This window comes from Salibaculum griseiflavum (assembly GCF_003129565.1).
GTDB lineage: Bacteria > Pseudomonadota > Alphaproteobacteria > Rhodobacterales > Rhodobacteraceae > Salibaculum > Salibaculum griseiflavum.
Genome location: NZ_QETF01000015.1, coordinates 46,996 through 71,203, shown reverse-complemented (window position 1 = coordinate 71,203; position 24,208 = coordinate 46,996). Strand labels below are relative to the sequence as shown.

General features: G+C 63.5%; 23 protein-coding genes. 3 read left to right on the top strand and 20 right to left on the bottom strand.

The window, feature by feature from the left end:
- Positions 1–40: 40 nt before the first annotated feature.
- The 6 genes from DFK10_RS12585 to DFK10_RS12560 form a co-directional block, all read right to left on the bottom strand.
- Positions 41–1,117 (bottom strand): branched-chain amino acid ABC transporter permease, encoded by a 1,077-nt coding sequence (locus DFK10_RS12585; RefSeq protein WP_109389387.1) that lies wholly within the window; start codon positions 1,115–1,117, stop codon positions 41–43.
- Positions 1,104–1,364: a hypothetical protein gene (locus DFK10_RS12580; protein WP_109389386.1), complete on the bottom strand. Its 261-nt coding sequence runs from the start codon at positions 1,362–1,364 to the stop codon at positions 1,104–1,106. Before DFK10_RS12580 ends, DFK10_RS12585 begins: the two co-directional genes overlap by 14 nt.
- A 4-nt stretch (positions 1,365–1,368) precedes the next feature.
- Positions 1,369–2,367 carry a branched-chain amino acid ABC transporter permease gene (locus DFK10_RS12575; protein ID WP_109389385.1) on the bottom strand — a complete coding sequence of 333 codons (999 nt, stop codon included), beginning with the start codon at positions 2,365–2,367 and terminating at the stop codon, positions 1,369–1,371.
- An 11-nt stretch (positions 2,368–2,378) separates the two neighbouring features.
- On the bottom strand, positions 2,379–3,197 hold the full coding sequence (locus DFK10_RS12570) for an ABC transporter ATP-binding protein (protein ID WP_109389384.1): 819 nt from the start codon (positions 3,195–3,197) through the stop codon (positions 2,379–2,381).
- Positions 3,194–5,161 carry an AMP-binding protein gene (locus DFK10_RS12565; RefSeq protein WP_109389383.1) on the bottom strand — a complete coding sequence of 656 codons (1,968 nt, stop codon included), beginning with the start codon at positions 5,159–5,161 and terminating at the stop codon, positions 3,194–3,196. The genes DFK10_RS12570 and DFK10_RS12565 overlap by 4 nt, the downstream gene beginning before the upstream one ends.
- Positions 5,162–5,366: 205 nt before the next feature.
- Positions 5,367–6,098 (bottom strand): hypothetical protein, encoded by a 732-nt coding sequence (locus DFK10_RS12560; protein WP_109389382.1) that lies wholly within the window; start codon positions 6,096–6,098, stop codon positions 5,367–5,369.
- A 392-nt stretch (positions 6,099–6,490) separates the two neighbouring features.
- On the opposite strand from DFK10_RS12560, the gene DFK10_RS12555 reads away from it, so the two are divergent.
- On the top strand, positions 6,491–7,513 hold the full coding sequence (locus tag DFK10_RS12555) for a saccharopine dehydrogenase (RefSeq protein ID WP_109389381.1): 1,023 nt from the start codon (positions 6,491–6,493) through the stop codon (positions 7,511–7,513).
- Here the strand turns inward: DFK10_RS12555 and DFK10_RS12550 are convergent.
- From DFK10_RS12550 to DFK10_RS12525, 6 genes are all read right to left on the bottom strand, one after another.
- Positions 7,510–7,827: a DUF3775 domain-containing protein gene (locus DFK10_RS12550; protein WP_109389380.1), complete on the bottom strand. Its 318-nt coding sequence runs from the start codon at positions 7,825–7,827 to the stop codon at positions 7,510–7,512. The genes DFK10_RS12555 and DFK10_RS12550 overlap by 4 nt on opposite strands.
- Positions 7,828–7,907: 80 nt before the next feature.
- On the bottom strand, positions 7,908–8,642 hold the full coding sequence (locus tag DFK10_RS12545; protein ID WP_109389379.1) for an SDR family NAD(P)-dependent oxidoreductase: 735 nt from the start codon (positions 8,640–8,642) through the stop codon (positions 7,908–7,910).
- 24 nt (positions 8,643–8,666) lie between these two features.
- Complete coding sequence (locus tag DFK10_RS12540; RefSeq protein ID WP_109389378.1) at positions 8,667–9,245, bottom strand: DUF3833 domain-containing protein; 579 nt, start codon at positions 9,243–9,245, stop codon at positions 8,667–8,669.
- Positions 9,242–10,477 carry an MFS transporter gene (locus tag DFK10_RS12535; RefSeq protein ID WP_109389377.1) on the bottom strand — a complete coding sequence of 412 codons (1,236 nt, stop codon included), beginning with the start codon at positions 10,475–10,477 and terminating at the stop codon, positions 9,242–9,244. The genes DFK10_RS12540 and DFK10_RS12535 overlap by 4 nt, the downstream gene beginning before the upstream one ends.
- Positions 10,474–11,232, bottom strand: a complete 759-nt coding sequence (locus DFK10_RS12530) for a DUF1365 domain-containing protein (protein WP_109389376.1) — start codon at positions 11,230–11,232, stop codon at positions 10,474–10,476. Before DFK10_RS12530 ends, DFK10_RS12535 begins: the two co-directional genes overlap by 4 nt.
- Positions 11,229–12,524, bottom strand: coding sequence for an NAD(P)/FAD-dependent oxidoreductase (locus DFK10_RS12525; RefSeq protein WP_109389375.1), 1,296 nt, complete (start codon positions 12,522–12,524; stop codon positions 11,229–11,231). The genes DFK10_RS12530 and DFK10_RS12525 overlap by 4 nt, the downstream gene beginning before the upstream one ends.
- Before the next feature lie 243 nt (positions 12,525–12,767).
- On the opposite strand from DFK10_RS12525, the gene DFK10_RS12520 reads away from it, so the two are divergent.
- Positions 12,768–13,292 carry a sigma-70 family RNA polymerase sigma factor gene (locus DFK10_RS12520; RefSeq protein WP_235866837.1) on the top strand — a complete coding sequence of 175 codons (525 nt, stop codon included), beginning with the start codon at positions 12,768–12,770 and terminating at the stop codon, positions 13,290–13,292.
- Between the two features lie 10 nt (positions 13,293–13,302).
- A complete protein-coding gene (locus DFK10_RS12515) occupies positions 13,303–13,962 on the top strand; it encodes a ChrR family anti-sigma-E factor (protein ID WP_109389373.1) in 660 nt (219 codons plus the stop codon).
- A gap of 2 nt (positions 13,963–13,964) precedes the next feature.
- On the opposite strand, the gene DFK10_RS12510 is transcribed toward DFK10_RS12515, so the two are convergent.
- The 8 genes from DFK10_RS12510 to DFK10_RS12475 form a co-directional block, all read right to left on the bottom strand.
- Positions 13,965–15,140, bottom strand: a complete 1,176-nt coding sequence (locus DFK10_RS12510; protein WP_109389372.1) for a DNA recombination protein RmuC — start codon at positions 15,138–15,140, stop codon at positions 13,965–13,967.
- The gene (mutL, locus tag DFK10_RS12505; protein ID WP_109389371.1) at positions 15,137–16,972 is read right to left on the bottom strand and encodes a DNA mismatch repair endonuclease MutL; all 1,836 of its coding nucleotides are present in this window, start codon (positions 16,970–16,972) and stop codon (positions 15,137–15,139) included. Before mutL ends, DFK10_RS12510 begins: the two co-directional genes overlap by 4 nt.
- Before the next feature lie 66 nt (positions 16,973–17,038).
- Positions 17,039–18,340 (bottom strand): M16 family metallopeptidase, encoded by a 1,302-nt coding sequence (locus DFK10_RS12500; protein WP_109389370.1) that lies wholly within the window; start codon positions 18,338–18,340, stop codon positions 17,039–17,041.
- On the bottom strand, positions 18,337–19,668 hold the full coding sequence (locus DFK10_RS12495; protein ID WP_109389369.1) for a M16 family metallopeptidase: 1,332 nt from the start codon (positions 19,666–19,668) through the stop codon (positions 18,337–18,339). Before DFK10_RS12495 ends, DFK10_RS12500 begins: the two co-directional genes overlap by 4 nt.
- Positions 19,669–19,755: 87 nt before the next feature.
- Positions 19,756–20,262: a DUF3035 domain-containing protein gene (locus DFK10_RS12490; protein WP_109389368.1), complete on the bottom strand. Its 507-nt coding sequence runs from the start codon at positions 20,260–20,262 to the stop codon at positions 19,756–19,758.
- Between the two features lie 56 nt (positions 20,263–20,318).
- Positions 20,319–20,822, bottom strand: coding sequence for a signal peptidase II (locus DFK10_RS12485; RefSeq protein WP_109389367.1), 504 nt, complete (start codon positions 20,820–20,822; stop codon positions 20,319–20,321).
- Between the two features lie 15 nt (positions 20,823–20,837).
- The gene (gene purH / locus DFK10_RS12480) at positions 20,838–22,427 is read right to left on the bottom strand and encodes a bifunctional phosphoribosylaminoimidazolecarboxamide formyltransferase/IMP cyclohydrolase (protein ID WP_109389366.1); all 1,590 of its coding nucleotides are present in this window, start codon (positions 22,425–22,427) and stop codon (positions 20,838–20,840) included.
- 22 nt (positions 22,428–22,449) lie between these two features.
- A complete protein-coding gene (locus DFK10_RS12475) occupies positions 22,450–24,159 on the bottom strand; it encodes a heparinase II/III family protein (protein ID WP_109389365.1) in 1,710 nt (569 codons plus the stop codon).
- Between the last annotated feature and the right edge of the window lie 49 nt (positions 24,160–24,208).

Genomic DNA, 24,208 nt, shown 5'->3' with positions numbered 1-24,208 from the left:
GGTGCCGGGGTTCGCCCCGGTCGCTTGGTTCGGCCCGCCCCTAGTAGGGGAAGGGCCATAGTCTGAGTTTCTCCTTGGCCACGCGCCACAGTTGGGCCAGCCCATGCGGTTCAGCCACAAGGAACAGGATGATCAGCCCCCCCACGATCACCAGCTGGAAATGCGCAACGATATCGGTGGGGAACCCGAACAGGTCGACCCCGATGACCTTGAGCACGACCGGCAGCAACACCATGAAAGCGGCCCCCGCGAAACTGCCGAAGATGCTGCCCAGCCCGCCGATGATGATCATGAAGAGCACAAGGAAAGATTTCTGGATGCCGAAGGCTTCGCCGACCTCGACCGCGCCAAGGTAGACGGCGAAGAACAGCGCCCCGGCGATGCCGATGAAAAAGGACGACCAGCCGAAGGCGGTCAGCTTGGCCTTGAGTGGGTTCACCCCGATGATCTCGGCCGCGATGTCCATGTCGCGAATGCTCATCCAGGTGCGTCCCAGCGTGCCGCGTGTCAGGTTGCGGGCGATCACGGCGCAGACGGTCAGGAAGACCAGACAAATCATGTATTTCGCCACCGCCGTGGTTTCCGCACCGGTCACCTGGTAGCCAAGAACGAAACGGTCGGGCGCGGTGATCTGCCCCGAGGCCGAGTAGTTGTAGAACCAGCTGACCTTGTTGAAGAGCCATACGAGGAAGAACTGCGCCGCCAGCGTCGCCACGGCCAGATAGAACCCCTTGATGCGCAGCGACGGCAGGCCGAAGGCCATGCCGACCAACGCCGTGATCCCGCCTGCCAGCACCACATGGATAGCGATGGATACATCCGGAAAAGCGGTCATCAACTTGTAGCAGGCATAGGCCCCAACGGCCATGAACCCGCCGGTGCCAAGGCTGACCTGCCCGCAATAGCCGGTCAGGATGTTCAGCCCGATGGCAGCGATGGAATAGATCAGAAAGGGCACCAGGATGGAACTGGCCCAGTAATCATTGATCAGGAAAGGGATGACCCCGAAGGCGATGGCCAGCACGGCATAGTAGCGATACCGGTCGAACTTGATCGGAAAGGTCTGGCTGTCGTCCTGGTAGGACGTCTTGAAATCGCCTGCCTCACGATAGAGCATCGGTTTCCTCCTCGGGGTCGGTGTTCTTGGGCAGCTTGCGCTGGTGTCGGGGGGCGTAACCGATTTCCTCGGCATGGCGGACCAGCCAGAAATAGGCCAGCGCACCGACAGCGGCGCCGGCGAAGGCCAGGATGGTCGCGATGACCATGCGCGCGGAATTCTCGGGGTCGCTCGACAGCGCCAGATAGCCGAAGGCCCAGAAGCCCGACCAGGCGATGACGTTCAGAATGGCGATCAGCTTGGCCATGCCGCTACACCCTCTCAATTATCTTTTCGCCGAACAGACCCTGCGGCCTGAAGACGAGGAAGATCAGTGCCAGCACATAGGCAAACCAGTTTTCCGTGGCGCCGCCCAGGTAGGGCGCGCCGATCAGGAATTCGAACAGCTTCTCGCCGACCCCGATGATCAACCCGCCGACGATGGCACCGGGGATCGAGGTGAATCCGCCCAGCATCAAGACCGGCAATGCCTTGAGCGCGATCAGAGACAGCGAAAACTGCACCCCAGATTTCGCCCCCCACATGATGCCCGCGACCAGCGCGACGAACCCCGCCAGCGACCAGACCAGCACCCAGATGAAGTTCAGGCTGATACCAACCGAGAGCGCCGCCTGGTGATCGTCGGCCACGGCCCGCATGGCGCGGCCCTGCTTGGTATACTGGCTGAACAGCACCAGTGCGATGACCAACAGCGCCGCCACCAGCGTGGCGACCATGTCCAGCTTGTCGATGAAGAAGCCATAGAAATCCTCACCGCCCAGGAACGCGGTGTTTTCCTCCAGCCAGAAGGATGCCCCCTGCGGCAACCCGACATCCAGCGTCTTGATATCGGACCCCCACATGAGGTCACCCACGCCTTCCAGAAAATAGGCCAGGCCGATCGTGGCCATGAACAGGATGATGGGTTCCTGCCCAACGAGGTGACGGAAAACGAAGTTGTGCACGCACCAGGCCAGCAGCACCATGACCGCCGCGGTCAGCAGGATCGCGAGGACGGCAGGCACATGCCAGCCGAAATGATGTATCTCGGTGCCGAAGATGGCATTGATCAGGTGGGCGAATGGCACCTGCCCCTCCATGATCCCGACAAGCGTCAGCGCCGCGAAAAGCGCCAGAACGCCCTGCGCATAGTTGAAGATGCCCGAGGCCTTGAAGATCAGCACGAAGCCCAGCGCCACCAGGGCATAGAGAACCCCGGCCATCAGCCCGTTCAGGACGACCTCGACGCCGTAAAGGAATTCAGTTGGCATGTCCGTCCCCCCTAGTCATGGCTCACCCCCAGATAGGCGTCGATGACTTCCTGGTTGTTGCGCACCTCGTCGGGCGTGCCGTCCCCGATCTTCTTGCCGTAATCCATGACGACCACGCGGTCGGACAGGTCCATGACAACGCCCATATCGTGTTCGATCAGCGCGATGGTGGTGCCGAATTCATCGTTCACATCGAGGATGAAGCGACTCATGTCCTCCTTCTCCTCGACGTTCATGCCTGCCATCGGCTCGTCCAGCAGCAGCAGCGACGGCTCGGCGGAGAGCGCACGGGCCAGTTCGACCCGCTTTTTCAGACCATAGGGCAGCCGGCCCACTGGCGTCTTGCGGATCGCCTGGATTTCGAGGAAGTCGATGACCTTTTCCACCGCTTCGCGGTTTTCCGTTTCCTCGCGTTCCGCCGCGCCCTTCCAGATCGCCTGCTTCCACATCCCGGCCTTCATGTGGTTCAGCCGACCTGTCATGATGTTGTCGAGCACGCTCATCCCGTCGAACAGCGCGATGTTCTGGAACGTCCGGGCGATACCAAGGCGCGCCACCTGGTAGGGCCGCATAGGCGGGCGCTTTTCGCCCTTGTAGAACACCTCGCCTTCCTGCGGGTTGTAGAACCCGCTGATGACGTTGAGCATCGAGGATTTTCCCGCCCCGTTGGGACCAATGATGGCGCGGACCTCGCCTTCGCGGATGTCGAAGGAAATATCCTTGATCGCCACCACCCCGCCGAAGCGCAGGGTGATGTTCTTCATCTCCATGAGGACCCCGCCGATCTGGCGGCCATCCTCGGTCACGTAGGGATCGACTGTGTCTTTCATTCCGCGGCCACCTTTCCGCTCGACACCGGCACGACCTCAGCGTCCATCAGCTTCAGCGTGGCCTTGATCGACCCTTTGCGGCCGTCCTCATAGGTCACTTCGGTTTCGGTGTAGATCTCGTCCTTGCCCGCATAGAGCGCCTCGACCAGGTCGTCGAATTTCTCGGCGATCACGGCGCGGCGCACCTTGCGGGTGCGGGTCATTTCGCCATCATCCGCGTCCAGCTCCTTGTGCAGCACAAGGAACCGGTGCACCTGGCAACCGGACAGCATGTCGTCCTGCGCGACGCTGGCATTGACCTCGTTCAAATGGGCGTTGATCGTCTCCAGCACCTGCGGATGCTGGGACAATTCCTGGTAGCTGGCATAGGCGATGTTGTTGCGTTCGGCCCAGTTACCCACCGCCGTCAGGTCGATATTGATGAAGGCGACGCAGCGATCCTTGCCTGCTCCGAAGACTACGGCTTCCAGGATGTTGGGATAGAACTTGAGCTTGTTTTCCACGTATTTCGGGGCGAACAGGCTGCCATCGGCCATCTTGCCCACGTCCTTGGCACGGTCGATGATGCGCAGGTGGCCCGTGTCCTCTTCGATGAAGCCCGCATCGCCGGTAGCGACCCAACCTTCCGGATCCTTGGTTCCGGCCGTGCTCTCGGCATTCTTGTAATATTCAACGAATGTACCAGGGCTGCGGTAATAGACCTCGCCGGAATCGTCGATCTTGAGCTCCACGCCAGGGCTGGGCACCCCGACCGTGTCGTTGCGCACCTCGCCATCGGGTTGCTGCGTGATGAAGACGCTGGCCTCCGTCTGACCGTAAAGCTGTTTCAGGTTGATCCCGAGCCCGCGGTAGAAATCGAAGATTTCAGGCCCGATCGCCTCGCCAGCGGTATAGCCCACGCGGATGCGGCTTAGACCCAGCGTGTTCTTGAGCGGGCCGTAGACAAAGAGATTGCCCAGCCAGTAGCTGAACCGCTCGCCCGCGCTGACCGCCTCGCCATCGAGGATCTTCGGCCCGACATCCCGCGCCACCCTCATATAGCGATCGAACAGCCACTTCTTGATCCGGCCGGCGTCCTCCATGCGGATCATCACGTTGGTCAGCTGGCTTTCGAATACGCGGGGCGGGGCAAAGAAATAGGTCGGCCCGATCTCGCGCAAGTCGGTCATCATCGTGTCGGCGCTTTCGGGGCAATTCACGCAGAAGCCCGTCCACATCGCCTGACCGATGGAAAAGATGAAATCCCCGACCCAGGCCATCGGAAGATAGGCCAGCACCTCGTCACCCGCGCGCAGGTGATCGAACTCTGCGGAATTCTTCGAGGTCTCGATGATGTTGCGGTTGGACAGGACCACGCCCTTGGGCCGCCCGGTCGTGCCGCTTGTATAGAGCATGACGCAGGTGCTGTCATAGGTGACCTTTGCCCGGCGCCCGGCGATGATCGGCTCTAGGCGATGATGCCCGGCGCGGCCTTCGGCCTGGACATCCTCCAATGCGTTCATGTGGGTGTGGTCGTATTTCCGCAGGCCCCGTTTGTCGACATAGACGATCTGGTCGATGCCACTGACGGTTTCCTGAACCTCGATCACCTTGTCGACTTGTTCCTGGTCGCCGCAGACCACGAATCGCGCGCCGCAATGTTCCAGCACATAGGCCATCTCTTCGGCTACGGCGTCCTGGTAGAGCGGCACCGGAATCGCACCGCAAAGCTGGGCGGCCACCATCGACCAATAGAGCGCCGGTCGATTGCGTCCGATGATGGCGACGCTGTCTCCCTCCTCCAGGCCCAGCGCTACCAGCCCCATGGCCAAGGCATTGATTTCCTCGGCGGCCTCGGCCCAGGTCCAGCTTTGCCAGATCCCGAACTCCTTCTCGCGATAAGCCGCCTTGCCCCCGTGAAGCGCAACATTGCGATCCAACAGGTCCGGTATGCTGACCGGCTGTCGTGCGGATGCGTCCGACAACGGATGTCCTCCGATTTTCCTCCCATGACGGGTTTCGACCCCGTGCGAAAGAATACTGCGTCGGGGTCAGGTCAGAGGTCAAACAATTTTTTTGAACAAGCGTTCATTTAATTCCCGGCCTGCCAACGTCCGCCGCGTTTAGGGGTGGGAAAACGCAAAGAACCGCCCGAACGGGCGGCCCTTTTTTCAATGATCCACTTTCGCTTCAGATGAACGGCGGGAAACCTTCGTTGAAGTAGAGCGGACGGAGGACCCGTTCATAGGTGTTCTGATCCTTCAGCGATCCTTCGCCCATGTCGAAGGTAATGCCGAACCCGAACCCGTTGATCGAATCGCTGCCGTCGGTCAGACGGTTGAGCTTGGCATAAGCCGCGATGCCGTCGGTGAACTCGTAGCTGCTTCCGATACCCAGGTTGACCAGATCTCCGTTGTCGAACGAGGTGATATCCGCCAGCACGTCGATCTGCGGCGTCACAGCGTAGGAGAAGTTGATATCCAGCTGGCTGAAGTTGTCGTTGCTGACACCGAAGTAGCGGCCATCGACATCGAACATCTCACCGGAATGCTGGAACTGGAGCAAGTAGAGCGTTTCATCGGCACCATCTTCGAGCGAGCGGAACAGGCTCAGAGCAGCCTCCGAACCGGGGTTGAATTCATAGCCGCCCGTCACACCGAAATAGCGTCCGCTGAAAAAGTCGCCATCGCCCAAGGCCACCCGGCCGTAGAACGGGCCAGACATATCGGTGCCGTCGAAGGTCATGAACAATTCGTTCGAAGTTGCATCCGACCCATCGAAGTCCAGCCGGGTGAAGCTGGCCCCGAACGCGATATTCGGCGTGATCGCATAGGCGCCGCTCAGCGAGGCACCGGACAGCGTACCGGCACCGCCCATACCTCCGAAGTCCAGACGGGAAATGTCGAGCGCACCGCTCACCATGAAATCACCGAATTCGGCGCCGCCCTCGAACCCGAAGAAGCCGTTGGTAATCGTCGTTCCGTTTTCCGAGAACTGCGTATAGCCGAGTGTACCGTTGTAATACGTCTAGTCCTGTGCTGCCGCCATGCTGGCCGCTCCGGCCAACGCGGTGCTCAGAAGAAGTCTGCCAATCATTGTGTCACTCCCCAATAATGCCGCCGGGCCAGACGTGGCCAGCGCAAGTCACGCATCCTTATATCACGTCGCATGCCAAGGGTGATAGTCTGGAAAATGGGACTGTTGCATTGGGGGCACGGCTCTTTTGTCGCGGGCGACGGACACAGAGACCGCCTGTTTCGGTTGATCTTTGCCGCCCGACCGGCAAGGTCGGGACAGTCACTTCAGGAGGGGCCATGCATATCTGGATGCGCGCGGAAACGCGCCCGAATGAACGGCGCACGGCGCTATTGCCCGATGGCGCAGCGCAATTGCTGGCCCAAGGCCATAAGGTCACGGTCGAAGACAGCAAGACCCGCGTGGTTCCAGCCTCGGAATACATGGCCGTCGGGTGTCGGATCGCGCCAGAGGGATCCTGGCGCGACGCGCCGCCCGAAGCGATTATCCTGGGCCTGAAGGAATTGCCCGAGGACGGAACGCCCCTGCGCCATCGTCACATAATGTTCGGGCACGCTTTCAAGGGCCAACCGGCGGGTCAGGTGCTGCTGGACCGGTTTCGCGCAGGCGGCGGGACCCTTCTCGACCTTGAATATCTGGTGGACGAAACCGGCCGGCGAGTCGCAGCATTCGGCTATTGGGCCGGTTATGCCGGGGCCGCCCTGACTTTGCGGGCGCTGGCCGGGCACACCGGCCCTGTCGATGTCTACACCTCGGCCAAGGCCATGGCCCAGGATGTGCGCGGCGCGCTGGGCGGCGCGTCACCGTCTGCCCTGATCATCGGGGCGCTGGGCCGTGTTGGCACCGGCGCGGCGGCCCTATGCGATGCGGTTGGCGTCACGGTCACCAAATGGGACATGCCCGAAACGGCCCATGGCGGCCCCTTTCCCGAGGTTCTGACCCATGAGGTGTTCCTGAACTGCATCCTGGCCGCCCCCGGTGTGCCGGTGTTCGTTCCCCGTGACGCGGGGCACAGGAACCGCGCCTTGCGGGTGATCGGCGATATCGCCTGCGACCCGGACAGCGATTTCAACCCTGTTCCGGTGTATGATCGGGTGACCACCTGGGCGGCGCCGACCCTTCGCGTCCATGACGATCCACCGCTCGATGTCATGGCGATCGATAACCTGCCATCGCTGCTGCCACGAGAATCGTCCGAGGACTTCGCGGCACAGCTTCTTCCACACCTGCTGACACTGGATCGGCCTGACTCGGGCGTCTGGGGCCGCGCGGCAGCGACGTTTCGATCTTACGGCGGCTAATACAACTCGTTCTCTTCCGCGCTGGCAGAAATACCCAGCGCATCTAGGCCGTTTTCAAGATGATCTGCCAAGTGGGGCGACCCCTTGAGGTAGGTTTCGGTCGGCGTGCTGGCCTCTGCCGTGGCATATTCCACGGCCTCGGCCAGTTCCTCGGGCTCGTAAGACCCCCGCCCGATCCACATGATCGCGACGAGGCTGGCCTTTTCCTCTTCGGTTAGGCCGCGGACGAACGCATCGAATTCCGCCTCCGCGCGGTCCATTTCGCGCGCCAGGATGATGACCTCGGCGACCTTGTCGGTGGTGATGTTCAGCATGGCATCCTCTCGCAGCAGCTACCTGTTCACCCGGCTACCCTGCCCCCGAGCATGGCACGACACCTTGATGCAGGACAAGGTCAGCGCCCGAACAGGCGATAATAGGCCCAATCCGGCAGGAATTGCGAAAGGCGGAACAGCCAGGAAAAGACCGTCGGGAAACTGCGTTTGAAATTGTCGGTCTGCATATGCTCGAACATCTCCTGACCGGCCGCCTCGGGTTCCATGAGGAAAGGCATGTGAAAGTCGTTCTTGTCGGTCAGGCGGGTGCGGATGAAGCCCGGATTGACCACCTGCACATCCACCCCGGTCCTGCGCAGGTCGGCATACATACATTCAGCCAGAGACATCGTGCCCGCCTTCGACGCGGTATAGCCAATGGAGCCGGGCAGCCCACGGAACCCGGTCAGCGACGAGGTTATGACGATGTGCCCGGCATCCCGCGTGACCATCTGCGGCACGACCTGCCCCAGCACCCGGACGAACCCGGTGAAATTCACATTGGCCATGGTCGTGGCCCGGTCGGCCTCCCAGTCCTGAGCGCCAAACGGCCAGTAGACCCCGGCCAGCAGCACCAGCCCGTCAACCTCGCCTACGGCCGCTGCGGCCTCTTTCACGCTGGCATCGTCGCCGATGTCCACGGTCTGAACATAGCATTTGCCCGGCAAGTCCAGCGCTAGCGCCTCCAACCCCTCGCGCGACCGGGCCGAGAGGATCAATTCGGCCCCGGCACGACTTAGGTGATGGGCCAGGGCACGGCCCAGCCCCTCGCTTGCACCGACCAGCCAATAGCGTTTACCTGCGAACTCTCTCACTTGGTCACTCCTTTCAGGGCGATATCACTCGCCCGGTGTCATTCCGGCATCGCCCCGTGAAGGGCGCATGGTGGCGACCAGTTCAGCCACCTTGATTCCGAACTTGCGGAATTGGCTGCGGTTGATGATGGTCCCGTTGGGCATCAGGTACATCCAGTCCACGGTGTCCAACTCATGTCCACCCGCATCCTCGGTCAGCTTGATCCGATATTTCAGACGAACGGCCGATCCGTTTTGAATGCCCTCGCCGGTGCCGATCACGTCGGGCGCGGTCGCCTGGATCCGGCCGTCATTCCCAAGGCGCAGGGACCATTGGCGTTCCTGCCGTGTGCCGCTGTCATAGTCGAAAACCTCCCGCAGGGTGCCGACATTGCCATCCCAGCTGCCCTCGAAACGGGCCACGAAGCGCGAGGCGACACGTCCGGTCGGGCCATATATTACCCCCTCGCAATCCATCGGCCCGTTCAGCACGGTCTGGATGTTGAACACCGGGCCGTCCGGGTAATCGTTGGGGCTCTGCGCGGTGAAGCTGGCAAAACGGGACTTGAGGATCAGAAGGACGATGACCACGGCCATACCGATCACGATGTAGGAAAACGTCATTGGGTTTCCTCCAGTTGCGTGGCGGCCAGAAGCGCAATCGCCACGAGTTTCAAAAGGGACGGCACGAGGGCGTAAAGCACCGTCAGCATGACGAGGGCGGACTCGGGTTGGTCCGCGACACCGGCCCGAAAGCCGGTCCATTCCAGCAGCGGAAGCAACACCGCGGCGGCCAGGGCGAGGGTGAATTTGCTGACCAGCGACCAAAGGCCGAACCCCTGCCCCGCATTGGGCGCGATGGTGGCCATGCGCCGCGCGAACATGGCCGGCAGCAGCGTCAGGTCGGCGCCGATGGTGGCGCCCGATGCGATGCAAATGATGGCGAAGGGCAACGTGTCCCCTGCCCCGAGCATCAGCGTGAACCCGAACGAGACAACCGCCAGCACCATGGCCGCCAGGAGAACGGGCCTGGCCCCGAACCGGCGCGCCAGAGCGCCCCAGATGGGGGCGGAGGCAGCCGCTGCCAGGAAGAACAGCACAAGCAGCGGACCTTCCCAGCCCGGCGCCGCCAGGCGGCTTTCGACGAAGAACAGGAACAGGGTCGAGGACACCGCCAGCGGCGCGGCATTGACCAGCGCAAGGATAAGCAGGCGCCGCGCCAGGTGATCTTGCAGGATCGTGCCGATCCGGGCCGGCGGCGCGGCATGGCCCCGAGCCGACCATTCGGGCAACATGGCCAGCGCCGCAAGCAGGGCTACCGCGGCGAAACCCCAGGCAAAGACCGAAAAGGGCGCCAGAACGACCCCGGCCAGCAGGGTCGGGGCAACCGCGGCCAAGCAAACGCCCAGCAGCGCGCCGGTCTCACGCCAGGCCGCAAGATGCACATGGCCACCGCTCAGCGCCGCCGCCTTGGCCACGCCCTGCGCATAGAAGATGATGGTCAGGAAACTGAACGCCGTGAACAGCCCGGTGATCGTCAGACCGAACCACCAGACCGGCGCGATGGGGGGCACCATCGCGAAAAGCCCCAGCATGGACACCGCCAGAAGCGCCGCACCCACCGTGGCTGCAACAGGGCGCAAACGGCGTAACCGTTCGCCGACCCATCCCAGCACCGGATCTTGCACCACGTCCAGGAGCCGCAACCCGAACAGCACGGCCCCAAGCAGCGCGAGGCTCACACCGTAATTGTCGGCATAGAATTTGGGCGCGTAGATGTAGATCGGCAGCCCCGCACCCGAAAGCACGGCGGCAAAGCCCGCGTAGGCGGGCAGGCGCTGGGACAGCGCGGTCATCGGCTGACCTCGTCCGCCGGCGGCTCGGGGCGGACGCGATAGGCCACGCCCTTCCACCACAATTTGAGGGCCTGCCAATGGATCAGCGCCAGTACCCGGCGCGACCCCAATGGCCGCCGCACCAGCGCACGCAGGATCGTGCCCGTGGTCAAGGGTTTGCGCGGTCCTGCCAACGTGGCCACCAGCCCGTTCTCTCCCTCGGTGAAGTCGATCCGGATGGCGATCCGGTCCTCCAGGACCTTGAAGTTGAAGCGATAGCCGCCGCCGATGTCCTGGAACGGCGAGACGTGAAAGATCTTGCGTGCGCTCAGGGTGTCTTCTGGTCGGATCTCTCGCTGGTCATCATGATGACAAAGATAGGAATGACGGTCCCCGAACGTGTTGGTCACCTCGGCGATCGCGCAGGTCAGCGCGCCCTGCCCGTCGCGGCACAGCCAGAAACTCACCGGATTGAAGACATGGCCCAGCACCCTTGGTTGCGCCAGCAATTCGATCCTGGCCGGTTGGTCCAGCCCGTGTTCGCGCAGCACGTCCCGCACCCATGCCGCACCGCGGCCCTGGTGCGGCGGACCGCCATGGTCGCGATCCAGCACGGACATCACCCCACGCCCGTTGCGCGCGAACAGCGCGGGATGCGCCGGGTCGGCGTCCTCTGCATCGACCAGCACATAATCGATGGAATAGGTGAAGGCGTTCTTCACCTCTCCCTTGCGACCATGCCAGGTCTCGCCGGATATGTGGTCGACGCGGGTCACTCGGCCGCCAGGCGAGCCGTGGACTTGGCCCGGATGCGCTGAACAACATCCATGGCTGAAGACAAGCCGTCCTCGTGGAACCCGTCTTTCATCCACGCACCGCAGAACCAGGTGTGATTTTCGCCGTTGATCCGGGCGCAGGTCCGCTGCGCCTCCAGTGCGGCGAGGTCATAGACCGGGTGATGCAGCGTCACCTCGTCCCAGATCAGGTCCTCGCGGATCGGGCGGGTCGAGTTGAGCGTGACGAACAGCGGCTCTTCCAACCAGCTTTGAAGGGAGTTCATCCAATAGGTCAGGTCGATCTTTTCCGTCCGTTTGTCTGGGGCCTCGGTGTAGTTCCAGGAAGCCCAGACCGCCCGGCGCTTGGGCATGACAGCCTCATCGGAATGCAGAACCACCTTGTTGGGTTGGTAGCGGAAATTGCCAACCGAGTTACGCTCGTCCTCGGTCGGGTCCGACAGCATGCGGAAGGTCTGGTCGGAATGGCTGGCGAACACCACCTCGTCGAAGGCCTCCCAGTCCGCGCCTTCGACCTTGATCTCGACGCCCCCGGCGGTGCGGCGCACCGCATCCACGGGACAGCCCAGCCGCATCGCAACCCCGCGCTGCGCCATGGAATGGCCAAGACGGCTGACATATTCCTGACTGCCCCCTTTGACCGTGTACCACTGGTGCTGGCCATAGACACCAAGCAGCGCGTGGTTCTTGAAGAAGGTCATCATCGCATGAGCCGGGAAATCAAGGATCTTTTCCTTCGGCGTGGACCAGATCGCGCCCGACAGCGGCAGGATATAGTAATCCCGGAACCAGGCCCCGGCGCCCAGCTTGTCCAGCAGGCCGCCGACAGTCAGGTTCGGATCGCTCGACAGGTCCAGCCCCCGCGCATTGAACCGCATCACATCGCGGCACATGCGCAGGAAGGCCGGGCGAATGGCATTGCTTGGCTGCGCGAACAATGCCTGAAGCGATTTCAGTCCGTATTCAAACCGGCCACCGTTCACGGACGCGCCGAAGCTCATGTCGGACTTGATGACCGGCACGTCCAGTTCGTCGAAGAGCGCCGCGAGATGCGGATAATTTGCATAGTTGAACACGATGAACCCGGTATCGACTGGTTGATCACCACGCGGACCGGCCATTCGAGTGCGGGCATGACCTCCGAGGCGGGGCTCGGCCTCGTACAAGACGACCTGGTTGTCCCGGGACAGTTCATGCGCAGCCCCCATGCCAGAGATTCCGGCGCCGATGACGGCAATTTTCTTGGGGCCGCTGGGGCCTGCTTCGAATGGCATCTTTGTTTGGTCCTTTTTTCTTTGTGTTCTTGTTACGCGGGTGCGCCGCACGCGGATGAATAACGCGGTGAAATTCTTTTTGATCCATATCGGGCGGACCGGCGTAGAGATTACATGTTGACCGAAGCAATCCCCCTTGCGAATGCGGATGCAGATCGGCGCGTGGCACAGTATGCTGGCGCCAAAGCACCACTTTCGAACGGGGCAAAGGCCAAGGTGACACAGTCAGGACCGAAAGACCGCATGGCATGGGTATCCCATGTCGAGGCGATACGGGACCGGAAAGATCAGGCCGCGTTTGCGGAACTTTTCGGATACTTCGCCCCGCGCGTGAAAGCGTTCCTGATGAAATCGGGGGCAAGCCCGGATCTTGCCGAGGAATGCACACAGGAGGTCATGGCCACACTCTGGCGAAAGGCGCATATGTTCGATCCGGCGAAGGCCAGCGTATCCACGTGGATCTTCACCGTGGCACGGAATCGCAAGATCGACATCCTGCGGAAGGAACGCAGGCCCGAACCGGAAGATCTGCCCTGGGGGCCCGAAGCCGAGCCCGAGCAGGAAGAGGTCATGACGCTCCAGCAGGAGTCGAAGAAACTGGGTAAGGCCATTGCGGACCTGCCCGACAAACAGAAGGATCTGATCCTCAAGGCTTATTACGGCGAGCTGTCACACAGCGAAATCGCCGAACAGACGGGCCTGCCATTGGGGACGATAAAATCGAGGATAAGGTTGGCGCTGGACCGCTTGCGCCGACAGATGAAGTAGGTTTTTGACTATGCCGCAAGAAATCAAGCACCACCTGACCGACGCCCTGCTCATGGGCTATTCCGCGGGCACCTTGCCCGAGGCGTTCAACCTCGTGGTCGCATCGCATGTGTCGCTTTGCGACGAATGCCGGGCCCGACTGGCCGAGTTCGACGCAGTGGGCGGAGAAATCGTCGCCATGAGCGAGACCGCCGAGATGAGCGCCGACAGTCTGGCCCTGACGCTGGCTGCCATTTCCGACGCTCCTGCCGAGGAAGAACAGGCGGCCGCGCCCGAAATCACCGGGACAGCCGTTTTGCCCCGCCCGATCCGCGAATACGTGGGCGGCGATGTCGAGGCCGTTAAATGGCGCAAGATCGGCGGCGGCGTGCGGCAGGCGATCCTGCGCACCTCGAAGAACGCGACAGCACGGCTGCTCTATATCCCCGCCGGATGCGCGGTGCCCGATCATGGCCATGCGGGCACGGAACTGACCCTTGTGCTACAGGGCGCGTTCCGCGATGAAACCGACCGTTTCGGTGCCGGTGACGTTGAGGTCGCGAACGAGGACCTGGATCATCAGCCCGTGGCGGAGGACGGCGAGGATTGCATCTGCCTGGCCGCGACGGATGCGCCGCTCAAGTTCAACGCCATGATCCCGAAGCTGGCACAGCCCTTCCTGCGGATCTGAACCTAGCCTTTCGGCGGGGCGAGCGGCACGACGGGCCTGTCCCCCGCCTCTGGCGCGAGTTCCTCGAAATCGAAATTGTCGAGCCTGCGGGCGCGCTTGCCCGCCTTGTCGGCGCTGATCTTGATTTCCTCGATATCTTTCGAGGCCTGCTGGAAATGTCGGTCAAGGTTGCCGACGCGCGTGCCCAGCCGGTCCACGTCGGCATAGAGCATCCCCAGCTCCTTTCGGATCGCACCCGCCTGTTCCTGCATCCGCGCGTCCTTGAGGATCGCGCGCATGGTGTTCAGGGTGGCCATGCAGGTGGTCGGCGACACGATCCAGACCCGGGCCGCGAACCCGTCGCGCACCACATCCGGGAAATTCGCGTGCAATTCCGCGTAGACGGCTTCGGACGGCAGGAACATCAGCGCCCCGTCGGCGGTTTCGCCGTCGATGATGTAGCGTTCCGAGATGTCCTTGATGTGCTTCTTCACCGCCGCACGCAGGGCCTTGCCCGCCTCGTTCGCCTCCCAATCGGTGCTGGCACGGCGCAGGGCCTCGTAGGCTTCCAACGGGAACTTGCTGTCGATGGCGATCGGGCCGGGCGGGTTCGGCAGGTGGATCAGGCAATCGGCCCGCCTCCCGTTCGAAAGCGTCGCCTGAAGGTCATAGCTGTCCGAGGGCAGCGCCTTGCCCACGATATCGGTCAGCTGGATTTCCCCGAACGCCCCGCGCGTCTGCTTGTTGGACAGGATATCCTGCAGTGACAGCACGTCGCCCGACAGCTTGGTGATGTTCTCCTGCGCCTTGTCGATGGTCTGCAACCGCTGCTGCAATTCGCCGAGGGATTGCGCCGTGTTGCGGGCGGAGTTGGACAGGTTTTGATTCATCGCCTCGGTCACGGCGGCCAGGCGCTGTTCCATAAGGTGCAGGGTCTTCTGCTGTTGCACGGCCTGCGCCTCGGACACTGAGTTGAGCCCGCCGAAAAGCTGCTGCTGCCCGTCGGACAGCGATTGCACGCGCTGGTTCACGCCGCCCATCTGCATCGCCAGGTCGGCCGCCGTGCGCGCGGCCTGCCCGGTGCGCCGCACAGCCGCGATCAGCAGCCATAGCACCAGAAGCACGATGACGGCGCCCGCGATGGCCAGCATCACCGCCGGGTCGCTCAGGGCATAGCTGTTTTCCCCGATCTGGATCATGAGCGTCCGAACAGCCTCTCGATATCGGCCAGTTTCAGCTCCACATAGGTGGGCCGGCCATGGTTGCATTGGCCCGACAGGGGTGTGGCCTCCATCTCGCGCAACAGCGCGTTCATCTCTTCGGCCTGCATCCGGCGGCCGGACCGGATCGAGCCATGGCACGCCACACGCGACAGGATGGCTTCGACCCTGGATTGCACAAGATCGCTGCTCCCCTGGTCGGCCAACTCATCCAGAATGTCTTCGAGCAGCGCCTTGCAATTGACCTCCCCCAGGAGCGCCGGGGTTTCGCGAACGGCAACCGCGCCGCCACCGAAGGGCTCCAGCGTCAGGCCGAACCGGGCGAAGGTCTCGGCATGATCGAGAAGCATCCGCGCGTCGCCCTCGGACATCTCGACGATTTCGGGAATCAACAGGGCCTGCGCGGCCACGCCGTTTTCGGCCATTTGGCGTTTCAGCTTTTCATAGACCAGCCGTTCATGGGCGGCGTGCTGATCGACGATGACCATGCCGGTCTCAGTCTGGGCGATGATGTAGTTTTCATGCACCTGCGCCCGCGCCGCGCCAAGGGGGCGGTCCTGCGGCTCCGCACCGGTCTCATCCTCGACGACTGGCTCGACCCGGGCGGAATAGTCCTGCGCCATGTCGGCGAAACCGGGGCTTTGAGCCGCGTAGCTCGCCGTGCGCGCAGCGGGGGACGGGCGATCCATCTGGTAGATGCGTGGTTCGGTTGGCTCTGGGCGGAACGCGCCCAGGGTCGCCCCCGCCACGGTCGAAGAGGACCGGTGCCCCGCCTCTGCCAGTGCATGCCGCAGGCCGGACACGATCAGCCCGCGCACCGTGCCGGGATCGCGGAACCGCACCTCGGATTTGGCCGGATGCACGTTCACGTCCACGCGGGTCGGATCGACCTCGATGAACAGGCAGGCCGCCGGGTGCCGGTCACGGCTGAGCGTATCCATGTAAGCCGCCCGCAGCGCCCCGATCAGAAGCTTGTCGCGCACCGGGCGCCCGTTGACGAACAGGAATTGCTGCACCGCCGAACCGCGCGAATAGGTCGGCAGGGCGGCATAACCGGTCAGGTGCACACCCTCGCGTTCCGCGTCTATCGGGATGGCGTTCTCGGTGAAGTCCTTGCCCAGGACACTGCGCAATCGTCCCGACAGCGCGTCGAACAGGTCACCGGTCTGGGCATCGGCGCGGAAGCTCACACGATCCTTTCCGGCCGAGACATCACGCAGGATGAATGTGACATAGGGCTCGGACATGGCCAGCCTTTTGACCACGTCGCTGATCGCTTGCATTTCGGCCCGGTCGGTCCGCAGGAATTTCAGCCGCGCGGGCGTGGCGAAGAACAGATCGCGCAGCTCGACCACCGTGCCGCCGGTCAGGGCCGCGGGGCGGACCTGCTGGGCGGCGCCCCCGGACACCGACAGTTCGGCCCCGGCATGACCCGCCGCGCGGCTGCGTATCGTCAGTCGCCCGACCGCCGCCAGCGAGGGCAGCGCCTCGCCGCGGAAACCGAAGGAATGGATATTCAGAAGGTCAGACCCGTCGATCTTCGAAGTGGCATGCCGTGCCAGCGCAAGCGGCAAATCGGCTTCGCTCATACCGACACCGTTATCTGTCACGCGGATCAGCGTCTTGCCACCATCGGCGATCTCGATCTCGATCCGGGTCGCTTGTGCATCGAGCGCGTTCTCGACCAGTTCCTTGACCGCCGAGGCGGGCCGCTCCACGACCTCACCCGCCGCGATCCGGTTGATCGCGGCCTCGTCCAACTGTCGGATCACCGGATGATCGTCGCTTATCTTGCGGTCAAAGGCGGCCATACCGCTAGGGATAGCATAGGCGGCGTCGATTCTGACAGGGGCAAATCACGCCACCGCCCGGTCGGATCAGTCCAGCCCTTCCGGTTGACCCACCACCACGAAATGCAGTCCCTCGGGGTTCAGCAATTCGCCCGCCACGCGGTTGATGTCATCCAGCGTCACTGCTTCGACATAGGCATTGCGGTTTTCCACGTAGTCCGGTGGCAACCCGGTGGCCTGCATGCCCGCAAGTATCCCCGCGATCGCCGCATTGCCGTCGAAACGCAGCGGATAGGCCCCGGTCAGGTAGGTCTTTGCGGCCTCCAACTCCTCGGCGGTGACGCCCTCTTGGGCCATGCGCGCCCATTCGTCCCGGATCACGGCGATGGCCTGTGCGATCCGGTCATTTGCCGACGCGACGGACCCAAGGTAAAGCGCCGCATAGTCCTTGGGCACGAGGTAGGAATAGACGCCATAGGTCAGGCCGCGTTTCTCGCGCACCTCTTCCATCAGACGGCTTTGCACGCCGCGTCCCCCCAGGATTTCATTCAGGATATAGGCCGCGAAGAAATCCTCGTCGTCACGCTCCAGACCCTCGTGGCCGAACAGCGCCACGGATTGCGGGGTTTCGAAATCGATCACGGTGGTGCCGCCATCCAGCCCGAAGGCGACCGGCCCCGGCAGGTCCGGGCCCTCTTCGGGAAGGGCGCCAAGCAGGTCGTCGAGCAAAATGCCAAGCTCCTGGGCGCTGATATCGCCGGCCGCACCGACATGGACACGCGACCGCACCAGCGCGTTGCGATGGGCGGTGATGATGTCCGCGCGGGTCAGGGCAGACACGCTTTCGGCGGTGCCGTTGATGTCCGACCCGTAGGGATGATCACCAAAAGCCGCCGCGTCGAAGGCTGCCCCGGCAATCGCATTCGGGTCGGTTGAATCGCTGCGGATGATAGATTGCACCTGCGCGCGCACACGGTCCAGCGCGTCCTGGTCGAAACGCGGCTCGGTCAGGGCCTTGCGCAGAAGCTCCACCGCCTGATCCCGGTTTTCCGTCAAGAATCTGGCGGTGATCACCACGCTGTCGTCATAGGCGTCGAACCCATAGCTGGCAGCCAGACCTTCCCGCGCGGTCTGGAAAGCACGCGCATCCATGTCGCCCGCGCCCTCTTCCAGAAGGCCCATCATCAGGTTCGTGGCACCCCGTTTGCCAGGTTCGTCCAGCGACGCGCCCCCGTCGATGATGATCTCCAGCGCGGCGAAGGGAATGGATTGCTCTTCGACCAGCCACGCGTCGATGCCGCCGGGCGAGGTCACCTCCTGTATCTCGATCTCGGCGCGTGCGACGAGGGGCGCAACCATCAGGAACAGGGCCAGAATCAAGAGTTTCATTGCAGCACCTCCCGGCTGGGCACGACCCATCCGGTGACGGATCGATCGGGGTCCAGCACCTCGCGCGCCACGGCGAGGATGTCCTCTTCGGTCACCGCTTGCAGAATGTCGGGCCAGGCTTGCACATCCTCTACCGTCAACCCCTGGGTCAGAGCCGCGCCATAGCGCCGCGCCAGTCCCTGCACGTTGTCACGGGCATAGATCTCACCGGCCCGCAGCTGGGTGCGCAACCGCTCCAGCTGGTCCGGGTCGATCCCCTCGGACAGGAACTCCGAGATGGCGTCATCCATCGCCGCCTCGGCCTCTTGCAGGGTCACGCCGTCGGCCGGCACCACGGTCAGGCCGAAGGTCGTGTCGTCAAGCGACTGGCCACCGTAATAGGCCGAGGTATAGACCGCCAGCTGGCTGTCGAATTGCAGCGCCACGCCCAGCGCCGACGTAAAGGGAGAGCCGCCCAGAAGCTCGGCCAGGTAGGTCAACGCCGCCGCCTTTTCCTGTGCACCGCTGTCGCGTTCCGGGGCAATGTAACTGCGCGTGAGATAGGGCTGCGAGACGCGCGCATCCTCGAAGATCATGCGACGTTCGGCTGTCTGGGGCGGCTCCTGCGACCGGACCCGCTCGGGCAACTCGGGTTCGGCCGGGATAGGGCCATAATGTTCGCGGGCCAGCGCGATGACCTCGTCGGGTTCCACATCGCCGGCCACCACCAGAACGGCATTGTTGGGCGAATAGTAGAGGTCGTAGAAGGCCAGCGCATCGGCCATGTCCAGCGTCTCCATCTCGTGTTTCCAGCCGATGATGGGCACGCCGTAGCGGTGGTTGAGGTATTGCGCCGCGCGCATCTGCTCGCGGGCCAGTGCATTCGGTGAATTCTCGACCCGCTGGTTGCGTTCCTCAAGGATAACGCCGCGCTCGGTGACGATGTCCTCTTCGGTGAGGCGCAGGTTGTTCATCCGATCCGCCTCCATCCGCATCATCAGCGGCAGGCGGTCGGCGGCAACCCGTTGGAAATAGCCGGTGTAATCGTAGCTGGTAAAGGCGTTGTCGCTGCCACCATTGGCGGCCACGATGTCGCTGAATTCGCCTGATGCAAGCGTGTCTGTCGCCTTGAACAACAGGTGTTCGAGGAAATGCGCCACCCCGGACGAGCCGACAGGTTCATCCGCCGACCCGGCGCGATACCACAGCATGTGGACGACGACAGGCGCGCGGTGATCCTCGATGACCACAACCTCTAGCCCGTTGTCGAGCGTGGCGGTCGTGACCTCTTCGGCGGCGGACGACGTCGCCAGCCCGACCCACAGCGCCAGAACGAATAAAACCCGCATGAACCCCTCCTCGGATCAGGACGTTACAGGAAAGTTACGTCTCCACCCGGTGGCTTCAAGAGCACAAACGCGGTTGTGAGGAACGTCCTATTCGACAGGTGGGGCGCTGGGCACGGCAACCCCGGCCTCGCGAAAGCGGAGCAACTCGGCATAGGCGTCAAGTGCCTGGTTGGCATAGGCGCGGAAATAGCGGTCGCGCCCCGAGAACAAGCCCCCGATCCGTGCACGCCGATCGCGGAACCGTTCATCGGCGGCCGCGAGCGTGGCGCGAATGTTCGGGTCCACCCCGTTGCGGGTGGCATAGGTGACAAGCGCGCTATCGTTCGCCGGGATGCCGCCAGCGACGCTGGCACCGGGATTGCCGCCCAGCGCCACGACGGCCTCGCCGACGGGATTGGGATCGGTCCGGTTCGTCCCGCCGGGCGTCGGCGCGGGCAGCGTCGCCAGCGTCTCGGGCATCTCTAGCGGGGCGACCGGCATGACGGCAAATTCATCGGGGCCTTCTCCGCCCGCTTGCAGGTTGTGCAGGCCCCGGTCTCCGCCACAGGCGGCAACGGCACTCAGCGCGAGAATGGCAATGATCGTCCTGGCCATGATGTCGTTCCCAAATCACCCTTTGAACAGGTTTGTAACGCAGGCCGCGCCCCGCGTCACGCCGTCTTGTTGTCGGGGCTGAACAGGACCAACCCCACCGCACCGACGAAGATGGCGATATCGGCCACGTTGAACGCATAGGGGTTGACGATCCCGCAACACGACATGTTGAGGAAATCCGACACGGCACCATAAAGCACCCGGTCCAGCGCATTGCCCAGCGCTCCGCCCACCAGAAGGCCCGCGCCGAACAACGCGAGGCGGCCGGGCTTTTCCTTGCGCACCCACCACAGAACGAAAATCGATACCGCAACGGCGATTCCGACCAGCACCCAGCGCAGGTCGGCCCCACCGAAGAGGCCGAAATTGATGCCCCGGTTCCAGGCCATCGTCAGAACCAGGTAGGGCTCGAACACGTCGACACGGGGAGGATAGGGCAAGCGGTCGGGATCACCCGTGACCTGGCCCCAACGCAGCCCGAAGACGCGGAACATGACCAGCGCCTTGATCGCCTGGTCCACCAGGAAGGTCGCGATGGCGGTGATGGCCAGAAGCCGCATGGCAGATCCTTTTCCTCAGTGCCGGAAATGGCGCATGCCGGTAAAGACCATCGCCAGGCCGGCCTCGTCGGCGGCGGCGATCACCTCGTCATCCCGCATGGAGCCACCCGGCTGGATCACTGTTGTGGCCCCTGCCGCCACGGCCTCCATCAGGCCGTCCGCAAAGGGAAAGAACGCATCCGAGGCGACGGCGGACCCTTTGGTCAACGGCTCGGGCAGGCCCAGCGCCTCGGCCATACGTTCGGCCTTTTTCGCGGCGATCAGGGCGCTGTCCAGGCGGCTCATCTGCCCCGCACCGATGCCCACGGTGGCACCGTCCTTCACATAGACGATGGCGTTGGACTTCACATGCTTGGCCACGGTCCAGGCAAAGCGTAGGTCACCCATTTCATCAGCCGTGGGCGCCCGCTTGGTCGCGGTCTTCAGATCTTCCACAGGCACGTGGCCATTGTCCCGGTCCTGCACCAGAATGCCGCCGGCCACCTGCTTGAAGGCCACCCCGCCCGATGTCGGGTTGGGCAGGCCTTCGGTGGTCAGAAGGCGCAGATTCTTCTTGGCGGCGAAAACGGCCTTGGCGGCGTCGGTCGCGGCGGGGGCGATCACCACCTCGGTAAAGATGCCCGTGATGGCCTGCGCGGTTTCCTCGTCCAGTTCCATGTTCAGCGCGACGATCCCGCCAAAGGCACTGGTGCGGTCGCAGTCAAACGCCTTCTGGTAGGCCTCCAGCAACGTCGCGCCCCGCGCCACACCGCACGGATTGGCATGCTTGATGATCGCACAGGCGGGTCCATCGGCCGGGTCGAATTCAGCGACCAGCTCAAAGGCCGCGTCGGTGTCGTTGATGTTGTTGTAGGACAGCTCCTTGCCCTGGTGCTGCACGGCGGTGGCAACGCCGGGGCGACCCGACCCATCGGTATAGAAGGCCGCGTTCTGGTGCGGGTTCTCGCCATAGCGCATGGTCTGGGCCAATTGCCCGGCAAAGGCACGGCGGCGCGGTGTGTTCTCGCCGATCGCGCCGGCCATCCAGGTGCTGACCGCGGCGTCATAGGCCGCCGTCCGGGCATAGGCAGTCTGCGCAAAGCGCTGGCGGAAGGCATATGAGGTCTGGCCGTCATTGGCCTCCAGTTCGGCCAGCAGGGCGTCGTAATCCTCGACATCCACCACTGTCGTGACAAAAGCATGGTTCTTGGCCGCGGCGCGGATCATGGCCGGCCCGCCAATATCGATATTCTCGATCATCTCGTCATAGCCCGCACCACGTGCCAGCGCCGCCTCGAACGGGTAGAGGTTGACCACGAGCAGGTCGATCCCGCCGATCTTGTGCTCCTCCATCGCCGCCACATGCGCATCGTTATCCCGCAGGGCCAGCAGCCCGCCATGCACCATCGGGTGCAGGGTCTTGACCCGGCCATCCATCATTTCGGGGAAACCGGTTACCTCGGCCACATCGCGCACGGTCAAACCGGCCTCGCGCAGGGTCTTGGCGGACCCGCCGGTTGACAGCAATTCCACGCCGCGCGCGGCCAACGCCTGGCCCAGATCGACCAGTCCGGTCTTGTCGGATACGGAGAGAAGCGCGCGGCGCACAGGGTGAAGGTCGGTCATGCAGGTAGTCCCCCGGGGATTTCTATTCGGTTCCGTCCGCGAAGGTGCCGGGCAGCCGGTCTTCGAGGTCCCGAACGGCCAGCGGCGTGTCCTGCGCCTTGGCCAGGGACCAGCGGATGCGCGTCGAATAGGACATTGTGCGTCCGGATAAAACCACCTGTTGTGTCGCACGCGGGCGCAACCGCCCGTATTCGAGGTAAACCGAGGGCTTGAGCTCTAGCTTCTCTGCCCCATCCTGCCGAAAGACCCAGATTTCACCTGACTTGAGCGTCAGCGAAACCGCCGCCCCGCCAAGGTCGATTTCGGCCACGACTTCGGGGTGCAGGTGGAAATGCAGCGTCCAGGGGATACCCTGCAGGCTGCACCTGTCCAGCGCGGCATCGAACAGCGGCTGGTCCCGATCTTCGAGAATTGTCAGCAGGTCTTCACCCGCGAGTCCCCGGCCATCTGCGCTCAGATCCAGGGTCCGGACGTGAGTCAGGCCATGACTGCGATGATAGCCGTCATGTGCAGCGGCGAGGCGCTCCCCGTCGGCCAGCGTGGTGAAGTCGGATCTCACATCCTGCGGAACATCGTCCAGCCGTTCTATCCCGTTTCCTTCGGGCTTCAGGATCCGCGATGACGACAGCCCTTCCAGCACCAGCGTCGAATGGCTGGGCGTGGCCCGTCCGGCCCGTCTCCAATCCGGCCCGAAACTGCGACCCGACCCGCAATTGACGATGATCGGACGACGACCCGATGCAAGTTCGAAGGCGAGCGTCGACGCATGCGCATCGACGGACGCAGCACCCGCGGGCGGGCTGTCGGCATCCATCACGACCGTGGTCCGGCCGGCAGCAAGCCGACCATACCCCATGTAGAGCCTTTGTTCGGGCTGGTCGCGGTTGCGCGACGCGGCCAACGCCTGATCCAGCCAGCCATCCAGACCCCGCCCACCGCCATGGAACCGCGCCAACCCGCCATCGGCGTGGCGCAGCGCCCGCAGGGTGGGTGCGATCCTGGAAATGGCCGACAACAGGGTTTCCGGGGGCGACTTGTCGGCGCTGATGAGGGCGGATTCAACCCAGGTCAGCAGGGACAGGATGTGCAGCAATTCCTCGGGGTTGCGCGACGGAATGCCCCCATCGACCCCGATCTGAACCTTGCAATCATGGGCCAGCGCGGAGACGGCCGGGGCCACGCGGTCTTCCATCCCCTCTAGCGACAGGCCGGCGTGGATCAATCCGGCCAGCGCCTCGAAGCGCGGCAGGCCGGGCCGGGCCGCCCTCCAGCGCCGCGACAGAAAAATGGTCTGGCGCGCAGCGGATCGGAAATAAGCCTCGGACGCGTCCTTGTCCTGACCGCGCAACAGAAAAAGCCCATGGGTGATCCAGCGGATCATGCGCCGGCCCGCAAGGTCCGGCGTCCAGCCCGGGCCTGTGCCGTTGCCGAACCGTGCGATCCACTCGGCCAGCCATGTCTGGGCCGTGGCCCGGGCCTTGGTGTCCCCCACGGCGGCCAGGTCGTCCAGCCATGTGAAACCTTGCGCAAGATGCGCGCCCATCTCGACCTGTTCGGCGGCGTCCCAGATCGACTGGCCCTTGGCCTCGACCAGCTCACCACGGATCAGGAAGTTGCCCGCAAGCAATTGCCGCCCGCGCGCGTAATGGCCGATCACCTTGGGTTCGGGCGACGAGACGAAGCCGGTTGCAGGGCGCGCCCGCGTTGCCAGCCGGGCGTGCAGCCTGTCCATGAAGGTGACATAGCCCGAACGGGTGCTAGGGGTCCTGCTCGCCAATTCT

Excerpts from the sequence above, each read along its gene's own strand:
- DFK10_RS12500 (WP_109389370.1), bottom strand. The coding sequence starts at position 18,340 with ATGAAACTCTTGATTCTGGCCCTGTTCCTGATGGTTGCGCCCCTCGTC.
- DFK10_RS12585 (WP_109389387.1), bottom strand. The coding sequence starts at position 1,117 with ATGCTCTATCGTGAGGCAGGCGATTTCAAGACGTCCTACCAGGACGAC.
- DFK10_RS12490 (WP_109389368.1), bottom strand. The coding sequence starts at position 20,262 with ATGGCCAGGACGATCATTGCCATTCTCGCGCTGAGTGCCGTTGCCGCC.
- DFK10_RS12495 (WP_109389369.1), bottom strand. The coding sequence starts at position 19,668 with ATGCGGGTTTTATTCGTTCTGGCGCTGTGGGTCGGGCTGGCGACGTCG.
- DFK10_RS12535 (WP_109389377.1), bottom strand. The coding sequence starts at position 10,477 with ATGACCGCGCTGTCCCAGCGCCTGCCCGCCTACGCGGGCTTTGCCGCC.
- DFK10_RS12570 (WP_109389384.1), bottom strand. The coding sequence starts at position 3,197 with ATGAAAGACACAGTCGATCCCTACGTGACCGAGGATGGCCGCCAGATC.
- DFK10_RS12555 (WP_109389381.1), top strand. The coding sequence starts at position 6,491 with ATGCATATCTGGATGCGCGCGGAAACGCGCCCGAATGAACGGCGCACG.
- DFK10_RS12520 (WP_235866837.1), top strand. The coding sequence starts at position 12,768 with ATGGCATGGGTATCCCATGTCGAGGCGATACGGGACCGGAAAGATCAG.
- DFK10_RS12540 (WP_109389378.1), bottom strand. The coding sequence starts at position 9,245 with ATGACGTTTTCCTACATCGTGATCGGTATGGCCGTGGTCATCGTCCTT.
- mutL (WP_109389371.1), bottom strand. The coding sequence starts at position 16,972 with ATGGCCGCCTTTGACCGCAAGATAAGCGACGATCATCCGGTGATCCGA.
- DFK10_RS12560 (WP_109389382.1), bottom strand. The coding sequence starts at position 6,098 with ATGGTGAGCGGTGCGCTCGACATTTCCCGTCTGGACTTCGGAGGTATG.
- purH (WP_109389366.1), bottom strand. The coding sequence starts at position 22,427 with ATGACCGACCTTCACCCTGTGCGCCGCGCGCTTCTCTCCGTATCCGAC.
- DFK10_RS12575 (WP_109389385.1), bottom strand. The coding sequence starts at position 2,367 with ATGCCAACTGAATTCCTTTACGGCGTCGAGGTCGTCCTGAACGGGCTG.
- DFK10_RS12515 (WP_109389373.1), top strand. The coding sequence starts at position 13,303 with ATGCCGCAAGAAATCAAGCACCACCTGACCGACGCCCTGCTCATGGGC.
- DFK10_RS12485 (WP_109389367.1), bottom strand. The coding sequence starts at position 20,822 with ATGCGGCTTCTGGCCATCACCGCCATCGCGACCTTCCTGGTGGACCAG.
- DFK10_RS12510 (WP_109389372.1), bottom strand. The coding sequence starts at position 15,140 with ATGATCCAGATCGGGGAAAACAGCTATGCCCTGAGCGACCCGGCGGTG.
- DFK10_RS12525 (WP_109389375.1), bottom strand. The coding sequence starts at position 12,524 with ATGCCATTCGAAGCAGGCCCCAGCGGCCCCAAGAAAATTGCCGTCATC.
- DFK10_RS12475 (WP_109389365.1), bottom strand. The coding sequence starts at position 24,159 with ATGGACAGGCTGCACGCCCGGCTGGCAACGCGGGCGCGCCCTGCAACC.
- DFK10_RS12550 (WP_109389380.1), bottom strand. The coding sequence starts at position 7,827 with ATGCTGAACATCACCACCGACAAGGTCGCCGAGGTCATCATCCTGGCG.
- DFK10_RS12580 (WP_109389386.1), bottom strand. The coding sequence starts at position 1,364 with ATGGCCAAGCTGATCGCCATTCTGAACGTCATCGCCTGGTCGGGCTTC.